Raw genomic sequence first — 17291 nt, 5'->3', positions numbered from 1 at the left:
TGCTCGGAACCGGTGATGTTCGAGCCGTCACGCACGTAGATCTTGCGCACTTCCAGCTTGTCGCTCATCAGCTCCAGGTTATTCAGGCCCTGGATGCTGTAGTTCAGCTCTGTGGTCAGCTCGTACTCGGCGGTACGGTTGCCACTGTTGTAAGTGGCCGAGCGCTCACGCTCCTGTTCGTTGGTCAGCACCAGGCGATACGGTGCACCTGCGTGCACGTTGACGCCGCTACGTTCCAGTACTTCACGCAGTTGAACCACGGTCGGGCCGTAGGCATTGCGTGCGCTGACGTCCATTTCCTTCACGCTCAGCTCGGTGGAGCCGGTGCCGCGCAGCTGGAAACCGCAGGCGCTCAGCATGACCGCCAGGCCGATTACCAGCAAATTGCGTTTGATCATGTTGTTGCTCCCTTGTGGGCCTGTTCCGCCCACCCGCAGCCAATGCGGGTGGGCGTTTTCATCAGTTGGCGACGATGTTGACCAGCTTGCCCGGTACCACGATGACCTTGCGGATGGTCAGACCATCAATGAAGCGCAGGACATTCTCGTTGCTGCGGGCAGCGGCCTCGACTTCTTCGCGGCTGGCAGCGGCAGGCATTTCGACCTGGCCGCGCAGTTTACCGTTGACCTGAACCACCAGGGTAATGGTGTCCTGCACCAGCGCTTGTTCGTCGACGCTCGGCCAGGCGGCATCGATCACCGACCCTGCGTGGCCCAGTTGCTGCCACAGCTCGTGGGAGATGTGCGGGGTGATCGGCGCCAGCAGCAAGGTGACGGCTTCCAGGCCTTCCTGCAGCAGGGCGCGGTCCTGTTCGGTGGCTTGCGGGGCCTTTTCCAGCACGTTCATCACGGTCATCACCTGGGCGATGGCGGTGTTGAACTTGTGGAACTGGCCCACGTCGGTGCTGGCCTGCTTGATGGCAGCGTGAATGGCGCGGCGGATGACCTTTTGCGCGTCGTCCAGGGTGGCAACATCCAGCTTGCCTGGCAGGCCCTGGCTGACGTGAGCCTGAGCCAGGCGCCAGACACGGCGCAGGAAGCGGCTGGCGCCTTCGACGCCGGAGTCGGACCATTCCAGGCTCATGTCGGGCGGCGAGGCGAACATCATGAACAGGCGGCAGGTGTCGGCGCCGTAGGCTTCGATCATGGACTGCGGGTCGACGCCGTTGTTCTTCGACTTCGACATCTTTTCGGTGCCACCGATTTCCACCGGCAGGCCGTCGGTCTTCAGGCGTGCGCCAATGATCTTGGCCTTGGCATCGCGCTCGATTTCGACATCGGCCGGGTTGAACCAGTCCTTGCCGCCGTTGCTGGCCACACGGTAGTAGGTCTCGGCGACCACCATGCCCTGGGTCAGCAGGTTCTTGAACGGCTCGTTCGAGGTCACCAGGCCTTCGTCACGCATCAGCTTGTGGAAGAAGCGCGCGTACAGCAGGTGCAGGATCGCGTGCTCGATGCCACCGATGTACTGATCCACCGGCAGCCAATGGTTGGCTGCTTTCGGGTCGACCAGGCCTTTGTCGTAGTTTGGCGAGGCGTAGCGGGCGAAGTACCAGGACGACTCGACGAAGGTGTCCATGGTGTCGGTTTCGCGCTTGGCCGCGGTGCCGCATTTCGGGCAGGTGCATTCGTAGAATTCAGGCATGCGCGCCAGTGGCGAGCCGGCGCCGTCCGGCACCACGTTCTCCGGCAGGGTGACCGGCAGCTGGTCTTCCGGCACCGGTACGTCGCCGCAGGACGGGCAGTGGATGATCGGGATCGGGCAGCCCCAGTAGCGCTGACGGCTGATACCCCAGTCGCGCAGGCGGAACTGGGTACGCGATTTGCCCAGTTCCTTGCGGATCAGGGCTGCTTCGATGGCGTCGAAGGCGCCAGCGAAGTCCAGGCCGTCGAACTCGGCGGAATTGATCAGTTGGCCGTGCTCGCCATAGGCGGCCTGCCACTCGCTGCCGACTTCATCGCCAGCGCTGGTGCGCACCACGGCCTTGACCGGCAGGTTGTACTTGTGGGCGAACTCGAAGTCGCGCTCGTCGTGGGCTGGCACGGCCATGACCGCGCCATCGCCGTAGTGCATCAGCACGTAGTTGGCGACCCATACCGGCAGCTTCTCGCCAGTCAGCGGGTGCTCGACCAGCAGGGAAGTGGCCATGCCCTTCTTCTCCTGGGTGGCCATGTCGGCTTCGGCAACGCTGCCGCTCTTGCATTCGTCGATGAACGCCTGCAGCGCCGGGTTGCCCTGGGCGGCTTGGGTGGCCAACGGGTGCTCAGCGGCGACGGCGACGTAGGTGGCGCCCATCAGCGTGTCGGGACGGGTGGTGAAGACCTTCAGCGTACCTTCATGGCCAATGCTGGCCTGGTCGTACGGGAACTGGACTTCCATGCCGCGCGACTTGCCGATCCAGTTGCGCTGCATGGTCTTGACCTGTTCAGGCCAGCCCGGCAGCTCGTCGAGGCTTTCCAGCAGCTCGTCGGCGTAGTCGGTGATGCGGAAGTAGTACATCGGGATTTCGCGCTTTTCGATCAGCGCGCCCGAACGCCAGCCACGGCCGTCGATGACCTGTTCGTTGGCCAGTACGGTCTGGTCCGCCGGGTCCCAGTTCACGGTGCCGTTCTTGCGGTAGATGATGCCTTTCTCGAACAGGCGGGTGAACAGCCACTGCTCCCAACGGTAGTAGTCGGGTTTGCAGGTGGTGACTTCACGTGCCCAGTCGATGGCCAGGCCCAGGCTCTTGAGCTGGGTCTTCATGTAGTCGATGTTTTCGTACGTCCACTTGGCCGGGGCGACGTTGTTTTTCATCGCCGCGTTTTCCGCGGGCATGCCGAAAGCGTCCCAGCCCATCGGCTGCAGGACGTTCTTGCCCAGCATGCGCTGGTAGCGGGCAATCACGTCACCGATGGTGTAGTTGCGCACGTGGCCCATGTGTAGCTTGCCGCTCGGGTACGGGAACATCGATAGGCAATAGTAAGTGTCTTTGCCTGGCTGTTCGGTAACAGCGAACGATTGTTGCTCGTCCCAGAACTTCTGGGCGGCGGCTTCGATATCACGGGGCGTGTATTGTTCGTGCATGGCTACTTTTGGCTGAGAGAGAAGAGACCTTGTTCCAGGCAGCGGAACCTCGCTGCGTCCGGCACTCCGGTGTCGTTTAGAGTGAACGCCGTAGCATACAGCAGCGCTGTGCATCGTGGGAAACCTTCGTTGCGAATGCCCGCTGGTCGCGGCGTCCGGCTGCTTTTCATAGCGCCGCTAAGCTCAGGTGTGGGGGGAGATATTCTTTATCTTCAATGAGGTGAACGGATGGGAGAGACGCAGCTACCCGCTATGAAACCGGAGCTTTACGAACGCCTGATCGACCGGCTTGGCCTGGCACTGGAAGTGGCCAGGACCTCGGTACGATTGCGCGACGAGATGCCAGCCGAGCTGGAGTTGCGTGGCCTGAGCCACGCAGAGTTCGAAGTGATCAGGGCCTACCTGGAATCCCTCCCGGAGCGCCACAATGCCTCTGTTGGCAGTTACCCACAAGCGGAGCCGACATCGGCCAAGATCATTTGGCTCAAGGACAAGAAACGCCCCGCCAGTACGGCGAGATCCAGGACGCTGCCACATCGCTAGCCGTTCAGGACGCCAGGCGCAGGCCATCGCGCGCCGGTTCTTCAATATCACACAACTCAGATCGACGCCGGAGCGCACTTGTTGACCGGCGTCGATCCTTCTAGGCTGCACGCCTGCCAAGGAGGTGTGGCCGATGCCGATCCGATTTTTCATCAAACAATGGCTGATGCCGCCGGGCGTCTTGTTCCTGCTGCTGCTTGTGGCTTGGTGGCTGCGTACGCGGCGGCCACGGCTGGCGGCGCTGTGCTTTGCCGTGGGATTGGGTGGCTTATGGTTGATGAGCCTGCCGCTGGTGGTGCAGGAAACGGCTCGGCAGCTGGAGACCGAGCCGCCGTTGGCGGTGGGCGACTGGGTGGGCCTTGCGAGCCGGGCCGATGCCATAGTGGTGTTGGGCGCGGGACGTGAACGTGGCGACCCGGCTTGGGGTGGCAGTGACCAGCCCACCGCGACGGCACTTGAGCGCATGCGCTTTGCTGCGCGATTGGCCAAGGCCTCGGGCCTGCCAGTGTTGACCAGTGGCGGGCTACATTACGGCACGCCGCCCAGTGAGGCACGGCTGATGGCTGATCGCCTGCAGGAAGACTTCGCTGTCGCGGTGAAGTGGCGCGAAGAGGCCAGCCGCACGACCTGGGAAAATGCCCAGCTGACGGCCAAGGTGCTGCAGCCGTTGGGGATTCGCCGGGTGGTGCTGGTGACCCAGGCCTGGCACATGCAACGCTCGCGCTGGAGCTTTGAACAGGCGGGGTTCGAGGTGGTGTCGGCGCCGGTGGGGTTCCTGGGGCGCGATCATGCGCGGCCGTTTGCCGGTTTGCTGCCGGAGAGTCGGGCGATGTGGCAGAGCGGGCAGTTGCTCAATGAAGTGGTGGGGTTGGTGGGGTATCGGGTGTTCTACTGATTCACCGGCTCGCGCTCCCTCTGTGGGAGCGCGTATCGCCAATCAGACGGTTTTGGCTATGCGGCCTGCCAGCAACGCCCAACCCAGCAGCAGCGCACAGACAATCGCCAGCGGCCACGAACGCCATTGCAGGTAAGGCGTCAGTTGCTGCATCGGTACTACTTCGCCATACAGCACGGCTTGCTGGAACTGCGGAATCTGCGTGGTAATGCGGCCAAATGGGTCGATCAGCGCAGTCACGCCGTTGTTGGTGGCGCGGATCATCCAGCGGCCGGCTTCCAGCGCACGCATTTGTGCCATTTGCAGGTGCTGCAAGGGGCCGATCGATTTACCGAACCAGGTGTCGTTGCTGATGGTCAGCAGCAGGTCGCTGCGTGCGGCCAGGCCGGCGGCGAACTCGGGGTAGACCACCTCGTAACAGATGTACGGCGCAATCTGGTAACCCTTGGCCTGCAGCAGCGGCTGGTCCTCCGGCCCGCGGGCAAAGTCCGACATGGGCAGGTTGAAGAACTCGATGGCGCCACGCAGCAGGTCTTGCAGCGGTACATATTCGCCAAACGGCACCAGCTTTTGCTTGAGGTAGGTGCCGTCACCTTCGCCAGTGGCAGTGATGCCGTTGTAGTAGCGGCGCTGGTGGTGCACTTCTTCACGCACTGGTACGCCGGTGATCAGCGCCGAATGCCGCTCGGCGGCGAAGCGGCCCATTACGTCGATGTAGCCTTGCGCCTGGTCCTTGAGTACCGGCACCGCAGTTTCCGGCCAGACAAGCAGGTCCACCGGCTTGGAACTGAAGCTCAGGTCGCGGTACAGCGCCAGTTGCGCGTCGATGTGTGCCGGGTCCCATTTCAGGTCCTGCTCGACGTTGCCCTGGATTGCCGCCACTTTCAGCGGGTCGCCAGCCGGCTTGGTCCAGGCATGGCCCTTGAGCGCCAGGCCCAGCACCCAAGGGGCCAGTAGCAGTACAGTGGCCACCGCCAGGAACGAGGGGCGGGCGCGCAGGCGGTGCAGGTTGCACAGCAGGGCAGCGGTGAGGGCCAGGGTGAAGGATATGAGCCACACGCCGCCCAGTGGTGCCAGGCCGGCCAGTGGGCCGTCCAGCTGGCTGTAGCCGGCGTAGAGCCAGGGGAAGCCGGTCAGGAACCAGCCGCGGAAGGCCTCTTGCAGCAGCCACAGGGCGGCGAAGCACAGGGCGTCGGCCAGTGGCGCTTCGTTGCGCCGTAGCCAGCGCGCCCATAACCAGGTGGGCAGGGCAAAGAACCACGCCAGGGCGGCGAAAAACGCCAACAGCAGCAGAATGGCCAACAGCGGCGAGGCGCCGCCATAGGTGTTCATGCTGACGTAGATCCACCAGGTGCCAGCGCCATACAGGCCAAAACCGAACCACCAGCCACGCCACATGGCCTGGCGCGGGCTGAGCTCGCGTAAGCCGAGGTAGAGCATGGCGATGGACAGCACGGCCAGCGGCCAGATGTCGAACGGCGCCAAGGCCAGTAGGGTGGAAGCACCGGCCGCCAGGGCCAGCAGGTTACCGGGCCAGCCGGGGCGGGTGATCCAACGCATGTTTGTCCTTAACGGGTGATCGGGGTCAGGCGCAGCAAGTGTATCCGCCGGCTGTCGGCGTTGAGAATACGGAACTTGTAAGACCCGATCTCGGTGGTTTCGTTGCGCTTGGGCAGGTGGCCAAAGGCGCTCATCACCAGGCCGCCGACCGTGTCGAACTCGTCATCGGAGAACTCGCTGTCGAAGAACTCGTTGAAGTTCTCGATCGGGGTAAGCGCCTTGACCAGGAAATCACCGCTGGGCAGCGGCTTGATGTAGCTGTCTTCCTCGACGTCGTGCTCGTCCTCGATGTCGCCGACGATCTGCTCAAGCACGTCCTCGATGGTGACCAGGCCCGCTACACCGCCATATTCGTCGATGACGATGGCCATGTGGTTATGGTTGGCGCGGAACTCGCGCAGCAACACGTTCAGGCGCTTGGACTCGGGCACGAAGGTGGCCGGGCGCAGCAGGTCCTTGATGTTGAAGCTGTCGCCGTTCTCCTTGAGGATCAACGGCAGCAGGTCTTTGGCGAGCAGGATCCCGAGCACATCGTCATGGCTTTCGCCGATGACCGGGTAGCGCGAGTGCGCGGCGTCGATCACCGCCGGCAGGAACTCGCGTGGCGACTGACCTGCCTTGATGCTGTTCATCTGCGAGCGCGGCACCATGATGTCGCGCACCTGCAGGTCGGCGACCTGGATGGCGCCTTCGACGATGGTCAGTGCTTCGCTGTCCAGCAGTTTGTTCTGATGGGCTTCGCGCAGCAGCTCAAGCAGCTCCTGGCGGTTTTTCGGCTCATGGGCAAAAGCCTGGGTCAGTTTACCCAACCAGGACTTCTGCCCGTTGCTCGATCGATCTTCGCTCATGGCGGTTCTCGTGATCCTTCGTGTATCAGTGTGTGATTGTGTCGGTTTCATCGTCGGCGTACGGGTCGGGGTGACCCAGTTCTGCCAGCAATTCCCGTTCCAGGCCTTCCATTTCCTCGGCTTCCTCATCCTCGATGTGGTCGTAGCCGAGCAGGTGCAGGCAACCGTGCATGACCAGGTGTGCCCAGTGCGCTTCCAGCGATTTGCCCTGTTCGGCCGCTTCGCGCTCGACCACCGCCACGCAGATCACCAGGTCGCCCAGTAGCGGGATATCGAGCAGGTCATCGGGCACATCGGCCGGGAACGACAGCACGTTGGTCGCGTAGTCTTTGTGCCGGTAGGTGTGGTTCAGCTCGCGGCCTTCGGCTTCGTCGACCAGGCGAATGGTCATTTCAGAGTCGGCGGTGCGCTGGCGCAGGGCCAGTTCGCACCAGCGGCGGAAGGCGGCGTCATCCGGGGCGGCGGCATCCGTGGCCCGTTGGATATCAAGTTCAAGCATCTTTGCCGGGCGCCTCGGGCTTGTTCTGGCGGCCTTCGAAGCGGTCGTAGGCCTCGACGATGCGCTGCACCAGTGGGTGACGAACCACATCTTTGGGTTGGAAGTGGGTGAAGCTGATACCCGGAACGTCCTCGAGCACCTCGATGACGTGTGCCAGGCCCGACTTGGTGCCCCGTGGCAGGTCGACCTGGGTGATGTCACCGGTGATCACCGCCGTGGAGCCGAAGCCGATGCGGGTGAGGAACATTTTCATCTGTTCCAGCGTGGTGTTCTGGCTTTCGTCGAGGATGATGAAGCTGTTGTTCAGGGTGCGGCCACGCATGTAGGCCAGCGGGGCGATCTCGATCACCTGGCGTTCGATCAGCTTGGCCACGTGTTCGAAGCCGAGCATTTCGTACAGCGCGTCGTACAGTGGGCGCAGGTACGGGTCGATCTTCTGTGCCAGGTCGCCGGGCAGGAAGCCGAGCTTTTCACCCGCCTCGACCGCCGGGCGCACCAGCAGGATGCGGCGCACCTGTTCGCGCTCCAGCGCGTCCACGGCGCAGGCCACGGCCAGGTAGGTCTTGCCGGTACCGGCCGGGCCGATGCCGAAGTTGATGTCGTTGGCCAGGATTTCCTTCACGTAGCGCTGCTGGTTGAGCCCGCGCGGGCGGATGTTGCCCTTGCGCGTGCGCAACGACACGCTGACCTCGTTGACGGCCGGGTTGTCGATGTTCTCGACAGCCGATTCCTGCAGGTACAGGTGCACGGTTTCCGGCGACAGGTCGGTGGCCTTGGTCTCGCGGTAGAGACGGCGCAGCAGCTGTTCTGCAGCGGAGGTGGTCCTGGGTTCGCCGATCAGTTCGAACTGATTGCCGCGGTTGCGGATTTCGATGGCCAGGCGCTGTTCGATCAGGCGCAGGTGCTCGTCGAACTGGCCGCACAAGTTGGCGAAACGGTGGGCCTCGAAGGGCTCGAGGATGAAACGATGGGGTTCTATGGGTGCGTTCAAGGTCGTTTTTAGCCGCTCGACGGCGATGGATGTGAACTCAAGAATAACCCTTGAATGGCAGTGGCGAAAGCACTGAAACGTTCAACGGTATGTGCGGCCTGTTCCGGCCTCGTCGCGGGTTTACCCGCGACGAGGCCGGCACTGCTATGATGCCCGCCTTTTCTTACGCATGTGTTATCCCGTCGAACATGAGCAAACGCGAACCTGCCATCTATAAAGTGATCTTCCTCAACCAGGGGCAGGTCTTCGAGATGTACGCCAAGCAGATCTACCAGAGCGACCTATGGGGTTTTCTGGAAATCGAGGAGTTCGTGTTCGGCGAACGCTCGCAACTGGTGGTGGACCCGAGCGAGGAGAAGCTCAAGAGCCAGTTCGAGGGCGTTATCCGCAGTTTCGTGCCGATGCATGCGATTGTGCGCATCGATGAGGTGGAGCGACTGGGCACGGCGAAAATCAGCGAAGCCAAGGGTGGCGGCAATGTCATGCCGTTCCCGATGCCGATGCCGGAAAAGTAACCCTCAGGGGAGTGGCGAGAACGGCGTGCGGCCTTCGGCGTTCTGCAGTTCCAGCAGGTATTTGCGGAAGATCTGGCCGAGCACCTGGGTGGCATGCTCCAGCTCGTCGCGGGGCATTTGCTCGGTCACTTCGTCGGCCATGTCCAGCGCATCTTCGGCGCCATTGACCGCGGCCATCTTCAGCAGAATGTAGGCCTGTACGTTGTTGGCCTTGACCCCTTCACCATGGAAGAACATGGCACCCAGGCGATACTGGGCATCAGCCTGGCCTTGCAGCGAAGCCTTCTGGAACCAGTCCAGGGCTTTGTCGAGTTTTTTTGGCGTTTGCGTGTAGTAGTACTCGCCCAGTTCGAACTGCGCCTGGGCATCCCCCGCGGTTGCCGTCTGCTCACAGGCCTTGAGGGCGTTTGCCAGGTCTTCAGGCTGAACGTTCAAGGTGCAGCGGCCCGTCGCCGGAATCAGCAACGAGTTACCGCCCTCCGCCAAGGCCAGCAGGGGCTGAAGAAGCAACAGGCAGCCCAGGGTCAGGGCGCGGCCGGTGCGGTTCATGGGGATCGACTTACCTCTGCAAAGCTGCGGCCAATGTCTCTGGTGGCACATTATGGGATAAGCAGCGCCAACCTTACAAAGTTTTACTCGAATTTCTGCTTGGTTGGGGGCGTCAGCTGATTGTGCGCGGTCTTTTGTTGCCTCTACCAGCCGCTGTGGGCGCGGCCTTGTGTCGCGATAGGGCTGCGCAGCAGCCCCAAAATTTCAGCAAAAATGCATCAATCGCTGGGGCCGCTTTGCGCCCCTATCGCGACGCAAGGCCGCTCCCACAAAGGGGAGCAACTGCTTATTTCAGCGCTGCAAAAGCCTTTTCAGCCGCATCCAGGGTGATCTGCAGCTCCTTGTCGCCATGGGCGATGGAGGTGAAGCCCGCCTCGAACGCGCTCGGCGCCAGGTACACGCCACCGTCGAGCATCAGGTGGAAGAAGCGCTTGAAGCGTTCGGCATCGCTGGCCATCACGTCTTCGAAGGTGACAATGTCGTCAGCGCCGCTGAAGTACAGGCCGAACATGGCGCCGGCCTGGGTGGTGACGAATGGTACGCCAGCCGCATCGGCGCGCTGCTGCAGGCCGTCGAGCATGCGGCTGGTGTAGTCGGTCAGTTCGGCGTGGAAGCCTGGGCGGCTGATCAGCTTCAGGGTGGTCAGGCCGGCGGCCATGGCCAGCGGGTTGCCCGACAGGGTGCCCGCCTGGTAGACCGGGCCGAGCGGGGCGATGCAGCCCATGATTTCACGTTTGCCGCCGAAGCAGCCGACCGGCATGCCGCCGCCGACGATCTTGCCGAAGGTGGACAGGTCCGGCTTGATGCCATAGTGGCCCTGGGCGCCGCCGAGCGAGACGCGGAAGCCGGTCATCACTTCGTCGAAGATCAGCACCACGCCATGCTTGTCGCACTGCTCGCGCAGGCCTTCGAGGAAGCCCGGCGCCGGGGGGACGCAGTTCATGTTGCCAGCCACCGGCTCGACGATGATGCAGGCCACGGTCTGGCCGACTTCTGCCAGTGTCTTCTCGACCGCGGCGATGTCGTTGAACGGCAGGGTCAGGGTGTGCTTGGCGAAGTCCGCCGGCACGCCTGCCGAGCTTGGCACGCCTTGGGTCAGCAAGCCGGAGCCGGCTTTTACCAGCAGGCTGTCGGAGTGGCCGTGGTAGCAGCCTTCGAACTTGATGATGGCGTCACGGCCGGTGTAGCCACGGGCCAGGCGGATGGCGCTCATGGTGGCTTCGGTGCCCGAGCTGACCATGCGCACCATTTCCATGGACGGCACCAGCGAGCAGACCAGGTCGGCCATGTCGGTTTCCATGGCGGTCGGTGCGCCATAGGACAGGCCGTGCTCCAGTTGCTTGCGTACCGAGTCCAGCACGTCCGGGTGGCCGTGACCGAGGATCATCGGGCCCCAGGAGCCAACGTAGTCGACGTAGCGCTTGTCGTCCTCGTCAACGACATAGGCGCCTTCGGCATGCTTGAAGAACAGCGGCGTGCCGCCAACGCTCTTGAAAGCGCGGACCGGCGAGTTGACGCCACCGGGGATGTGCTTCTGGGCTTTGGCGAACAGGTCTTCGGAACGGGACATGGAAGTTCTCTCGAAATCAGGATGCGAACAAGGCATTGAAGGCGCGGGCGCGGCGGGTGACTTCCTGCGCGCTGTCGGCACCGAACAGGCCGTGGATCACCGCCAGCAGGTCGGCGCCATGGGCGACCAGCGGGGCGGCGTTGTCGAGGGTGATGCCGCCGATCACCGCGATCGGCAGTTTCACCTGGGCGCGGGCCTGCTCCAGCAGGTCGACGTTGGCAGCGGGCGCGCCCGGCTTGGTGACGGAATTGAAGAAGCGGCCAAAGGCCACGTAGCTGGCGCCTTCGCTGGCGGCCTGGGCGGCTAGCTCGAGGCTGGCGTGGCAGGTGGAGCCGATGATCGCCTGGCGGCCGAGCAGGGTGCGGGCCGGGGTCAGCGGGCCGTCCGTCTGGCCCAGGTGCACGCCGACGCCCAGGCGTGCGGCCAGTTCGGCGTCGTCGTTGATCAGCAGTTGGGTGCCGTAGCGCTCGCAGAGCTTCATCAGCCCTTCGGCTTCGCGCAGACGGCGCGCCGCGTCGTCACTTTTGTCGCGGTACTGCAGCAGGCACACGCCGCCGTCCAGGGCCGCCTCGACATGGGACAGGAAACGGCCGGCGAGCAGCTGGCTGTCGGTGATGGCATACAGACCGCGTAGCTTCATTGTGGGCCTCGTATCAGGAGCAGAAGTCCAGGGGCAGGCGGCGCGGCACGAACTGGCCCTTGCCCAGTTGCTCGGCGTCACGCAGGGTGCGCCAGGTATAGTCCAGGGCGCTGCGCACGGCGCTTTCCAGCTGTTCGCCGAGGGCCAGGCGGCCCGCCAGGGCGCTGGCCAGGGTGCAGCCCGAGCCGTGGTAGCTGCCTGGCAGGCGCTGGCAGGTCCAGGTGTGTTGCTGGCGGTCCTGGGTGTACAGGCGGTTGTGAATTTCGACTTCGTCGCCGTGACCGCCGGTAATCAGCAGGTGTCTACAGAACGGCAACAGTTTTTCGGCGCACTCGTCGGCGGTGCCTTCAGGCAGCTCGGCGAGGATGCGTGCTTCGGGCAGGTTCGGCGTGGCGATGGTCGCCAGCGGCAGCAGCCGTTCGCGCAGGGCGTAACCCACTTCGTCCTTGCCCAGGCGGCCACCGCCACCGGCCCGCAGCACCGGGTCGCAGACCAGCGGCAGGTGCGGGTGGGCAGCCAGCAGTTCGGCGACGGTGTCGACCATGTCGATCGAGCCGAGCATGCCTAGCTTGACGGCGGCCACCGTGGAGTCGGCCAGCACGGCGTTGGCCTGGGCCAGCACCCACTCGCGGTCGAGCACGCGGAAGTCGGAAACGTTGACGGTATCCTGCACGGTCAGGGCGGTCACTGCAGGTGCAGCGTGACAGCCTTGGGCGATCAGGGCTTCGATATCTGCCTGCAAGCCGGCGCCGCCACTGGGGTCGTGGCCGGAGAGACAGAGGACAACGGGGCGGGAGCTGTAGGTATTCATGGTCGGCGAGCTTACCACCAAACCTGTTTGGGCGGATCGTCCGACAAACGAGATTTGTTGATCGAACGGTCAGATTAGGTTTTGTTTTTCTTCTGAAAGCATTGAGTTAGAGCCTTTTCTTTGTGTTTTTATATGGCCGATTACCAGGTTGTGAAGCTATGCTAGAGTGCTCGGATAACTCGACAAACGGGTTCTGCAGGATCACGTCGTCTCAAACGGATGGGAGGCTACCGCGACGCGACCGGACAGGCCATGCTGGGGCTGTATGCGCTATTTGCTGATTGTGCTTCTGGGTTTGCTGCCCGTGCTGGCCGGAGCGGTCGATTTCGACGACGCTACCCGGCATCTTCCACTGGGCAAGGCCATGCAGGTTTATGAAGACCTCGATGGCAGTGCCAGCATTGCCCAGGTCAGTGCCCCTGGGTTCGCCAAACACTTCCAAGCCCACCATGAAGACGTGCTGAACGCCGGTTACTCTACCTCGGTGTTCTGGCTCAAGGTCGAGTTGCGCCCGCTTGCCGCGCCTGGCGTGGCACCACGGCAATGGCTGCTGGAGCTGGCCTACCCGCCGCTGGATCACCTTGAGCTATTTTTGCCTGACAGCAGCGGCTTGTACCGCCTGGCGCAACGCACCGGTGATGCCTTGCCCTACGACAGCCGGCAGATCCTGCAGAACAACTACCTGTTCGAACTGCAGTTGCCCCCTGGCAAGGTGACCACCGCCTACCTGCGGCTGCACAGCCAGGGTTCGGTGCAGGCGCCGTTGGCGCTGTGGTCCGCCGAGGCCTACATGGAGGAGCAGCCCACACGCCTGTATGTGCTGGGGATGATCTACGGCGTGTTGCTGGTGATGCTGGTGTACAACCTGTTCATCTACCTCAGCGTGCGCGACGTCAGCTACCTCTACTACATCCTCTATATTGCCTCGTTCGGGTTGTACCAGGTGTCGGTGAACGGTGCGGGCGTGGCCTACTTCTGGCCGGACAGCCCCTGGTGGGCGAATGCATCCACGCCACTGTTCATTGGTGCCTCCGGCCTGTTCGGTTGCCAGTTCGCCCGGCACTTCCTGCAACTGGGCAACACCAGCCGTGGTTTCGACCGGCTGCTGCAGCTACTGATGCTGGGCGGCGCGCTGGTCATGGTGCTGGCGGTGAGCATGCCCTACGGTATTGCCCTGCGCATGGCCACGCTGCTGGCATTGCTGTTTACCGTGAGCATCTTCAGCGCCGGCTTGTACGCCTGGTGGCGTGGCTTGCGCGTGGCGCGCTGGTTCATTATCGCCTGGACTGCGTTCCTGCTCGGTGGCTTGGTCAACACCTTGATGGTGCTGGGCTACCTGCCAAATGTGTTCATTACCATGTATGCCAGCCAGTTGGGTTCTGCGCTGGAGGTGGCCTTGCTGTCGCTGGCGCTGGCCGACCGTATCAACAGCCTGCGTGAGCAGCAGGCGCAGACCCTGCGCGAAACCGGGCGCACACTGGAGCAACTGAACCTGCAACTGGCCAGGAGCAACCGTCTGAAGGACGAGTTTCTGGCCAGCGTCACCCATGAACTGCGTACCCCGATGAACGGCGTGATTGGCTCGCTGGAGCTGATGCACACCCTGCCGATGGAGGCCGAAATGGCGCAGTACCATCGCACGGCGGCGGGGTCTGCCCAGGGCATGATGGACATGGTGGATGCGATCCTCACCCTGTCCGAACTGCAGGCCGGCCGCCTACGGGCGCAGCCAGCACCGTTCAGCCTGCGCGCCCTGTTGCAGGGGTTGCGCGCCGGTTATGCCGGGCAGGCCTTGGGCAAAGGTTTGTACCTGAGCCTGGATATCCCGGCCGACCTGCCGGACGGGTTGCTCGGTGACGGGCAGAAACTGGCGCACTGCCTGGGCTGCCTGGTGGACAACGGTTTGAAGTTCACTCATCAGGGTGGGGTGATGATTCAGGTGCGCGGCCGCCGCGTGGGGCCGGACGATCTGGCGTTGACCTTCACGGTCAGTGATAGCGGTATCGGCTTTGATGACCTGGACCAGTCGACCCTGTACCAGCGGTTCTTCCAGGTGGATGGTTCGATGACCCGGCGCTACGGCGGCTTGGGGATCGGGTTGTCGATTTGCCGGCAGATGGGGGAATTGCTGGGCGCCAGGTTGGCGCATGAGTCGACGCGCGGGTTGGGCAGCCGGTTTGAACTCAGTTTGAACATGGCTATTTCGCAGGTGCAGATGAGTCCGAGTATCCTGCAGTCACGGCGCTCGCTGTAGCACTCATGGCCTGTGGCGCGCGTTTGCTCCCACCGCCACACGTTTAGTCATGAATGCCACTTTGACTGCCCCGCAGGGAGTGCTTCACTGGGTCTCTCAAGCCTACCCGGATCCAGGAGCCCCCGATGAACCTGCACCAGTACGCTGAAACCCACGAAGTCACCAACCAGCCGCCGTCCCTCGACGGTGCCAACCTGTACCGCCTCGACTTGCCATTGCAAGAATGGTCCCGGCGTTTTGGCGCGGGCTGGGCCGAATCGCGGATCGATGCCTACGGTGCCCTGGCCGGCGGCCCACTGATGCAGGCGGGCTTCCTGGCCAACGCGCATAAGCCTGAATTCAGCAGCCACGACCGCTATGGCCATCGCATCGACCTGGTTGAGTTTCACCCGGCCTACCACGTGCTGATGCGCACCGCCGTCGAGCACGGGTTACCTTCTTTGCCATGGGCCGAACCCCGCGCAGGCGCCCATGTGGCGCGGGCGTCGATGACCTACCTGCACAGCCAGGCCGAGGCTGGCACCGGTTGCCCGCTGACCATGACCTTCGCCGCTGTGCCGGCGCTGCGCTTGCAACCTGAGCTGGCCGAATACTGGCTGCCAAAAATGCTTGCCTGCGAGTACGACCCGCGCAACGTCGGCGACCGGCACAAGGCCGGAGTCACCCTGGGCATGGCCATGACTGAAAAGCAGGGCGGTACCGACGTGCGCGCCAACACTACGCGGGCCTACCCTGTCGGTGCACCAGGCCCTGGCCAGGCCTATGAGCTGGTCGGCCACAAGTGGTTCTGCTCGGCGCCCATGTGTGATGCTTTCCTCACCCTGGCGCAAACCGAAAAAGGCCTGAGCTGCTTCCTACTGCCGCGCCACCGGCCGGATGACAACCGCAACCAGTTCTATATTCAGCGCCTGAAGAACAAGTTGGGCAACAGTTCCAACGCCTCCAGCGAGGTGGAGTTCCGTGGGGCGCTGGCGTGGATGATTGGCGAAGAAGGGCGGGGCGTACCGACCATCATCGAGATGGTGGCCATGACCCGTTTTGACTGCATGGTCGGCTCCAGCGCCTTGATGCGCCAGGCGTTGACCCAAGCCGCCCACCACTGTGCGCACCGCAAGGTCGGTGGCCGTGTGCTGAACGAGCAGCCACTGATGCAGAACGTTCTGGCCGACCTGGCCCTGGAAAGCGAGGCGGCACTGGCCCTGAGCCTGCGCATGGGCCAGGCGCTGGAGCAATTGGACGACCCACAGCAAGCGCATTTCGCCCGGCTGGTCACGGCGGTGGGCAAGTACTGGATCTGCAAGCGTGCGCCGGCCATGATCAACGAGGCTGCCGAATGCCTGGGTGGCGCCGGTTATGTGGAAGACAGCATTCTGCCAAGGCTGTACCGCGAGGCGCCGGTCAACTCGACCTGGGAGGGCTCGGGCAATGTGCAGTGCCTGGATGTGCTGCGGGCCTTGTCCAAGGAGCCGGGTGTGCTCGATGCGCTGTTCACCGAACTGGGCGATGGCCATGGCGACCCGCGCCTGGCGGCGCACATCGGCAACCTCAAGGGTGCGTTTGCCGACACCGGCGATATGCAGTACCGAGCGCGGCAGTTGACCGAAGATATTGCCTTGGCGTTGCAGGCCAAGCTGTTGCTGGAGGCGGGGAATGCGGTGGTCAGCGATGCGTTTATCGGCAGCCGCCTGGCGGGGAGCGGGAGGGCGTACGGGGCATTGCCGCGGGGGGTTGATGCCGAGGCGCTGGTAACAAGGGCTACGCCCGCCTGGCCGCTGTAGGCGCGGGCTTGCCCGCGAATGAATCCAGCACCGATCAATGGGGGTGTATTTAACCCAGAAGGCAGGCAAGATGGTTCACATGCATGTCCAGACAGGAAGCACAGTGTGAGCCAAGCTTTTGTAGTCGTTGATACCCCCGAACAGGCCGTCGACCGTCTGGCGGCCCTGCATGAACAGGCCACCGGGGCCCTTAGCCAGGCCCTCAAGCGTTACCTGAAGGACCGTACCGAGCCGAACGCCGAGGAGCGCGACCTGTTCCGCTACCCGGCACTGCGCCTGACCTACATCAGCCACGGTGAGGTCGCCGCCACCACGCGCGCCTACGCCAAGGTCCAGGTAGCCGGTACCTACAGCGTTACCGTCACCCAGCCTGCTGCATTTCGTGGCTACCTGCTGGAGCAACTGCGCCCGCTGATGCACGACTACACCGTCACGGTAGAAGTCGGCGTCAGTGAACAGAACATCCCGTACCCCTACGTGGTCGATCAGGGCGACGAGCTGGCCGGCAGCGGCATTACCGCCGCGCAGCTGGCGCGGGTGTTCCCCAGCACCGACCTGTCGGCCGCCACCGACAATATCGCCGATGGTCTGTACGACTGGGACCGTGCCGAAGTGCTGCCGCTGGCGCTGTTCGATGCCGCGCGGGTCGATTTCTCGCTGCGCCGCCTGGTGCACTACACGGGCAGCGACTGGCGCCATGTGCAGCCGTGGATCCTGCTGACCAACTACCACCGTTATGTCGACCAGTTCATCAGCCATGGCTTGGAGCAAC

The 17291-nt window shown here is 63.4% G+C and carries 15 protein-coding genes and 1 pseudogene; 6 read left to right on the top strand and 10 right to left on the bottom strand.

Annotation, left to right across the window (positions count from 1 at the left end; all coding sequences use genetic code 11):
• Both lptE and leuS read right to left on the bottom strand, forming a co-directional pair.
• Nucleotides 1-398: LPS assembly lipoprotein LptE (gene lptE, locus APH42_RS25710; RefSeq protein ID WP_374701064.1), on the bottom strand; the 398-nt coding region annotated here is incomplete at its 3' end.
• Between the two features lie 61 nt (nucleotides 399-459).
• A complete protein-coding gene (gene leuS, locus APH42_RS25705) occupies nucleotides 460-3066 on the bottom strand; it encodes a leucine--tRNA ligase (protein ID WP_060494521.1) in 2607 nt (868 codons plus the stop codon).
• Between the two features lie 228 nt (nucleotides 3067-3294).
• On the opposite strand from leuS, the gene APH42_RS25700 reads away from it, so the two are divergent.
• Together APH42_RS25700 and APH42_RS25695 are read left to right on the top strand one after the other, a co-directional pair.
• Nucleotides 3295-3609 (top strand): hypothetical protein, encoded by a 315-nt coding sequence (locus APH42_RS25700; RefSeq protein ID WP_012274364.1) that lies wholly within the window; start codon nucleotides 3295-3297, stop codon nucleotides 3607-3609.
• 133 nt (nucleotides 3610-3742) lie between these two features.
• On the top strand, nucleotides 3743-4504 hold the full coding sequence (locus APH42_RS25695) for a YdcF family protein (protein ID WP_060494520.1): 762 nt from the start codon (nucleotides 3743-3745) through the stop codon (nucleotides 4502-4504).
• 42 nt (nucleotides 4505-4546) lie between these two features.
• On the opposite strand, the gene lnt is transcribed toward APH42_RS25695, so the two are convergent.
• The 4 genes from lnt to APH42_RS25675 are packed head-to-tail and all read right to left on the bottom strand — an operon-like array spanning nucleotide 4547 to nucleotide 8402.
• Complete coding sequence (lnt, locus tag APH42_RS25690) at nucleotides 4547-6064, bottom strand: apolipoprotein N-acyltransferase (protein ID WP_012274362.1); 1518 nt, start codon at nucleotides 6062-6064, stop codon at nucleotides 4547-4549.
• Between the two features lie 8 nt (nucleotides 6065-6072).
• On the bottom strand, nucleotides 6073-6912 hold the full coding sequence (locus tag APH42_RS25685; RefSeq protein WP_003249762.1) for an HlyC/CorC family transporter: 840 nt from the start codon (nucleotides 6910-6912) through the stop codon (nucleotides 6073-6075).
• 25 nt (nucleotides 6913-6937) lie between these two features.
• A complete protein-coding gene (gene ybeY, locus APH42_RS25680) occupies nucleotides 6938-7411 on the bottom strand; it encodes an rRNA maturation RNase YbeY (protein WP_012274361.1) in 474 nt (157 codons plus the stop codon).
• The gene (locus tag APH42_RS25675) at nucleotides 7404-8402 is read right to left on the bottom strand and encodes a PhoH family protein (protein WP_060494519.1); all 999 of its coding nucleotides are present in this window, start codon (nucleotides 8400-8402) and stop codon (nucleotides 7404-7406) included. Before APH42_RS25675 ends, ybeY begins: the two co-directional genes overlap by 8 nt.
• 188 nt (nucleotides 8403-8590) lie before the next feature.
• On the opposite strand from APH42_RS25675, the gene APH42_RS25670 reads away from it, so the two are divergent.
• Nucleotides 8591-8917, top strand: a complete 327-nt coding sequence (locus APH42_RS25670) for a DUF1820 family protein (RefSeq protein ID WP_041166798.1) — start codon at nucleotides 8591-8593, stop codon at nucleotides 8915-8917.
• A 3-nt stretch (nucleotides 8918-8920) separates the two neighbouring features.
• Here APH42_RS25670 and APH42_RS25665 read toward each other — a convergent pair whose 3' ends face one another.
• The 4 genes from APH42_RS25665 to APH42_RS25650 all read right to left on the bottom strand — a co-directional run bounded on the left by APH42_RS25665 (nucleotide 8921) and on the right by APH42_RS25650 (nucleotide 12487).
• Nucleotides 8921-9466 carry a tetratricopeptide repeat protein gene (locus APH42_RS25665; protein WP_012274358.1) on the bottom strand — a complete coding sequence of 182 codons (546 nt, stop codon included), beginning with the start codon at nucleotides 9464-9466 and terminating at the stop codon, nucleotides 8921-8923.
• Nucleotides 9467-9752: 286 nt separating this feature from the next.
• Nucleotides 9753-11036: a glutamate-1-semialdehyde 2,1-aminomutase gene (hemL, locus tag APH42_RS25660; protein ID WP_060494518.1), complete on the bottom strand. Its 1284-nt coding sequence runs from the start codon at nucleotides 11034-11036 to the stop codon at nucleotides 9753-9755.
• Nucleotides 11037-11052: 16 nt separating this feature from the next.
• Nucleotides 11053-11676 carry a thiamine phosphate synthase gene (gene thiE, locus APH42_RS25655; RefSeq protein ID WP_012274356.1) on the bottom strand — a complete coding sequence of 208 codons (624 nt, stop codon included), beginning with the start codon at nucleotides 11674-11676 and terminating at the stop codon, nucleotides 11053-11055.
• Between the two features lie 13 nt (nucleotides 11677-11689).
• Entirely contained in the window at nucleotides 11690-12487 is a 798-nt protein-coding gene (locus APH42_RS25650; protein ID WP_060494517.1) for a hydroxymethylpyrimidine/phosphomethylpyrimidine kinase, read from the bottom strand.
• 265 nt (nucleotides 12488-12752) lie between these two features.
• On the opposite strand from APH42_RS25650, the gene APH42_RS25645 reads away from it, so the two are divergent.
• The 3 genes and pseudogenes from APH42_RS25645 to APH42_RS25635 form a co-directional block, all read left to right on the top strand.
• On the top strand, nucleotides 12753-14741 hold the full coding sequence (locus APH42_RS25645) for a hybrid sensor histidine kinase/response regulator (RefSeq protein ID WP_060494516.1): 1989 nt from the start codon (nucleotides 12753-12755) through the stop codon (nucleotides 14739-14741).
• A gap of 125 nt (nucleotides 14742-14866) precedes the next feature.
• Nucleotides 14867-16519, top strand: coding sequence for an acyl-CoA dehydrogenase family protein (locus tag APH42_RS25640; protein ID WP_060494515.1), 1653 nt, complete (start codon nucleotides 14867-14869; stop codon nucleotides 16517-16519).
• Between the two features lie 105 nt (nucleotides 16520-16624).
• Nucleotides 16625-17291 (top strand): annotated as a pseudogene (locus tag APH42_RS25635) (AMP nucleosidase); the annotation flags it as partial.

This window comes from Pseudomonas sp. NBRC 111140, from assembly GCF_001320885.1.
GTDB lineage: Bacteria > Pseudomonadota > Gammaproteobacteria > Pseudomonadales > Pseudomonadaceae > Aquipseudomonas > Aquipseudomonas putida_P.
Note: the sequence above shows the minus strand (reverse complement) of the source record. Positions and strands in the feature narration are given on the sequence as shown.

Excerpts from the sequence above, each read along its gene's own strand:
- APH42_RS25665 (WP_012274358.1), bottom strand. The coding sequence starts at position 9,466 with ATGAACCGCACCGGCCGCGCCCTGACCCTGGGCTGCCTGTTGCTTCTT.
- APH42_RS25640 (WP_060494515.1), top strand. The coding sequence starts at position 14,867 with ATGAACCTGCACCAGTACGCTGAAACCCACGAAGTCACCAACCAGCCG.
- APH42_RS25650 (WP_060494517.1), bottom strand. The coding sequence starts at position 12,487 with ATGAATACCTACAGCTCCCGCCCCGTTGTCCTCTGTCTCTCCGGCCAC.
- APH42_RS25670 (WP_041166798.1), top strand. The coding sequence starts at position 8,591 with ATGAGCAAACGCGAACCTGCCATCTATAAAGTGATCTTCCTCAACCAG.
- APH42_RS25685 (WP_003249762.1), bottom strand. The coding sequence starts at position 6,912 with ATGAGCGAAGATCGATCGAGCAACGGGCAGAAGTCCTGGTTGGGTAAA.
- ybeY (WP_012274361.1), bottom strand. The coding sequence starts at position 7,411 with ATGCTTGAACTTGATATCCAACGGGCCACGGATGCCGCCGCCCCGGAT.
- APH42_RS25695 (WP_060494520.1), top strand. The coding sequence starts at position 3,743 with ATGCCGATCCGATTTTTCATCAAACAATGGCTGATGCCGCCGGGCGTC.
- hemL (WP_060494518.1), bottom strand. The coding sequence starts at position 11,036 with ATGTCCCGTTCCGAAGACCTGTTCGCCAAAGCCCAGAAGCACATCCCC.
- APH42_RS25645 (WP_060494516.1), top strand. The coding sequence starts at position 12,753 with ATGCGCTATTTGCTGATTGTGCTTCTGGGTTTGCTGCCCGTGCTGGCC.
- lnt (WP_012274362.1), bottom strand. The coding sequence starts at position 6,064 with ATGCGTTGGATCACCCGCCCCGGCTGGCCCGGTAACCTGCTGGCCCTG.
- leuS (WP_060494521.1), bottom strand. The coding sequence starts at position 3,066 with ATGCACGAACAATACACGCCCCGTGATATCGAAGCCGCCGCCCAGAAG.
- thiE (WP_012274356.1), bottom strand. The coding sequence starts at position 11,676 with ATGAAGCTACGCGGTCTGTATGCCATCACCGACAGCCAGCTGCTCGCC.
- APH42_RS25700 (WP_012274364.1), top strand. The coding sequence starts at position 3,295 with ATGGGAGAGACGCAGCTACCCGCTATGAAACCGGAGCTTTACGAACGC.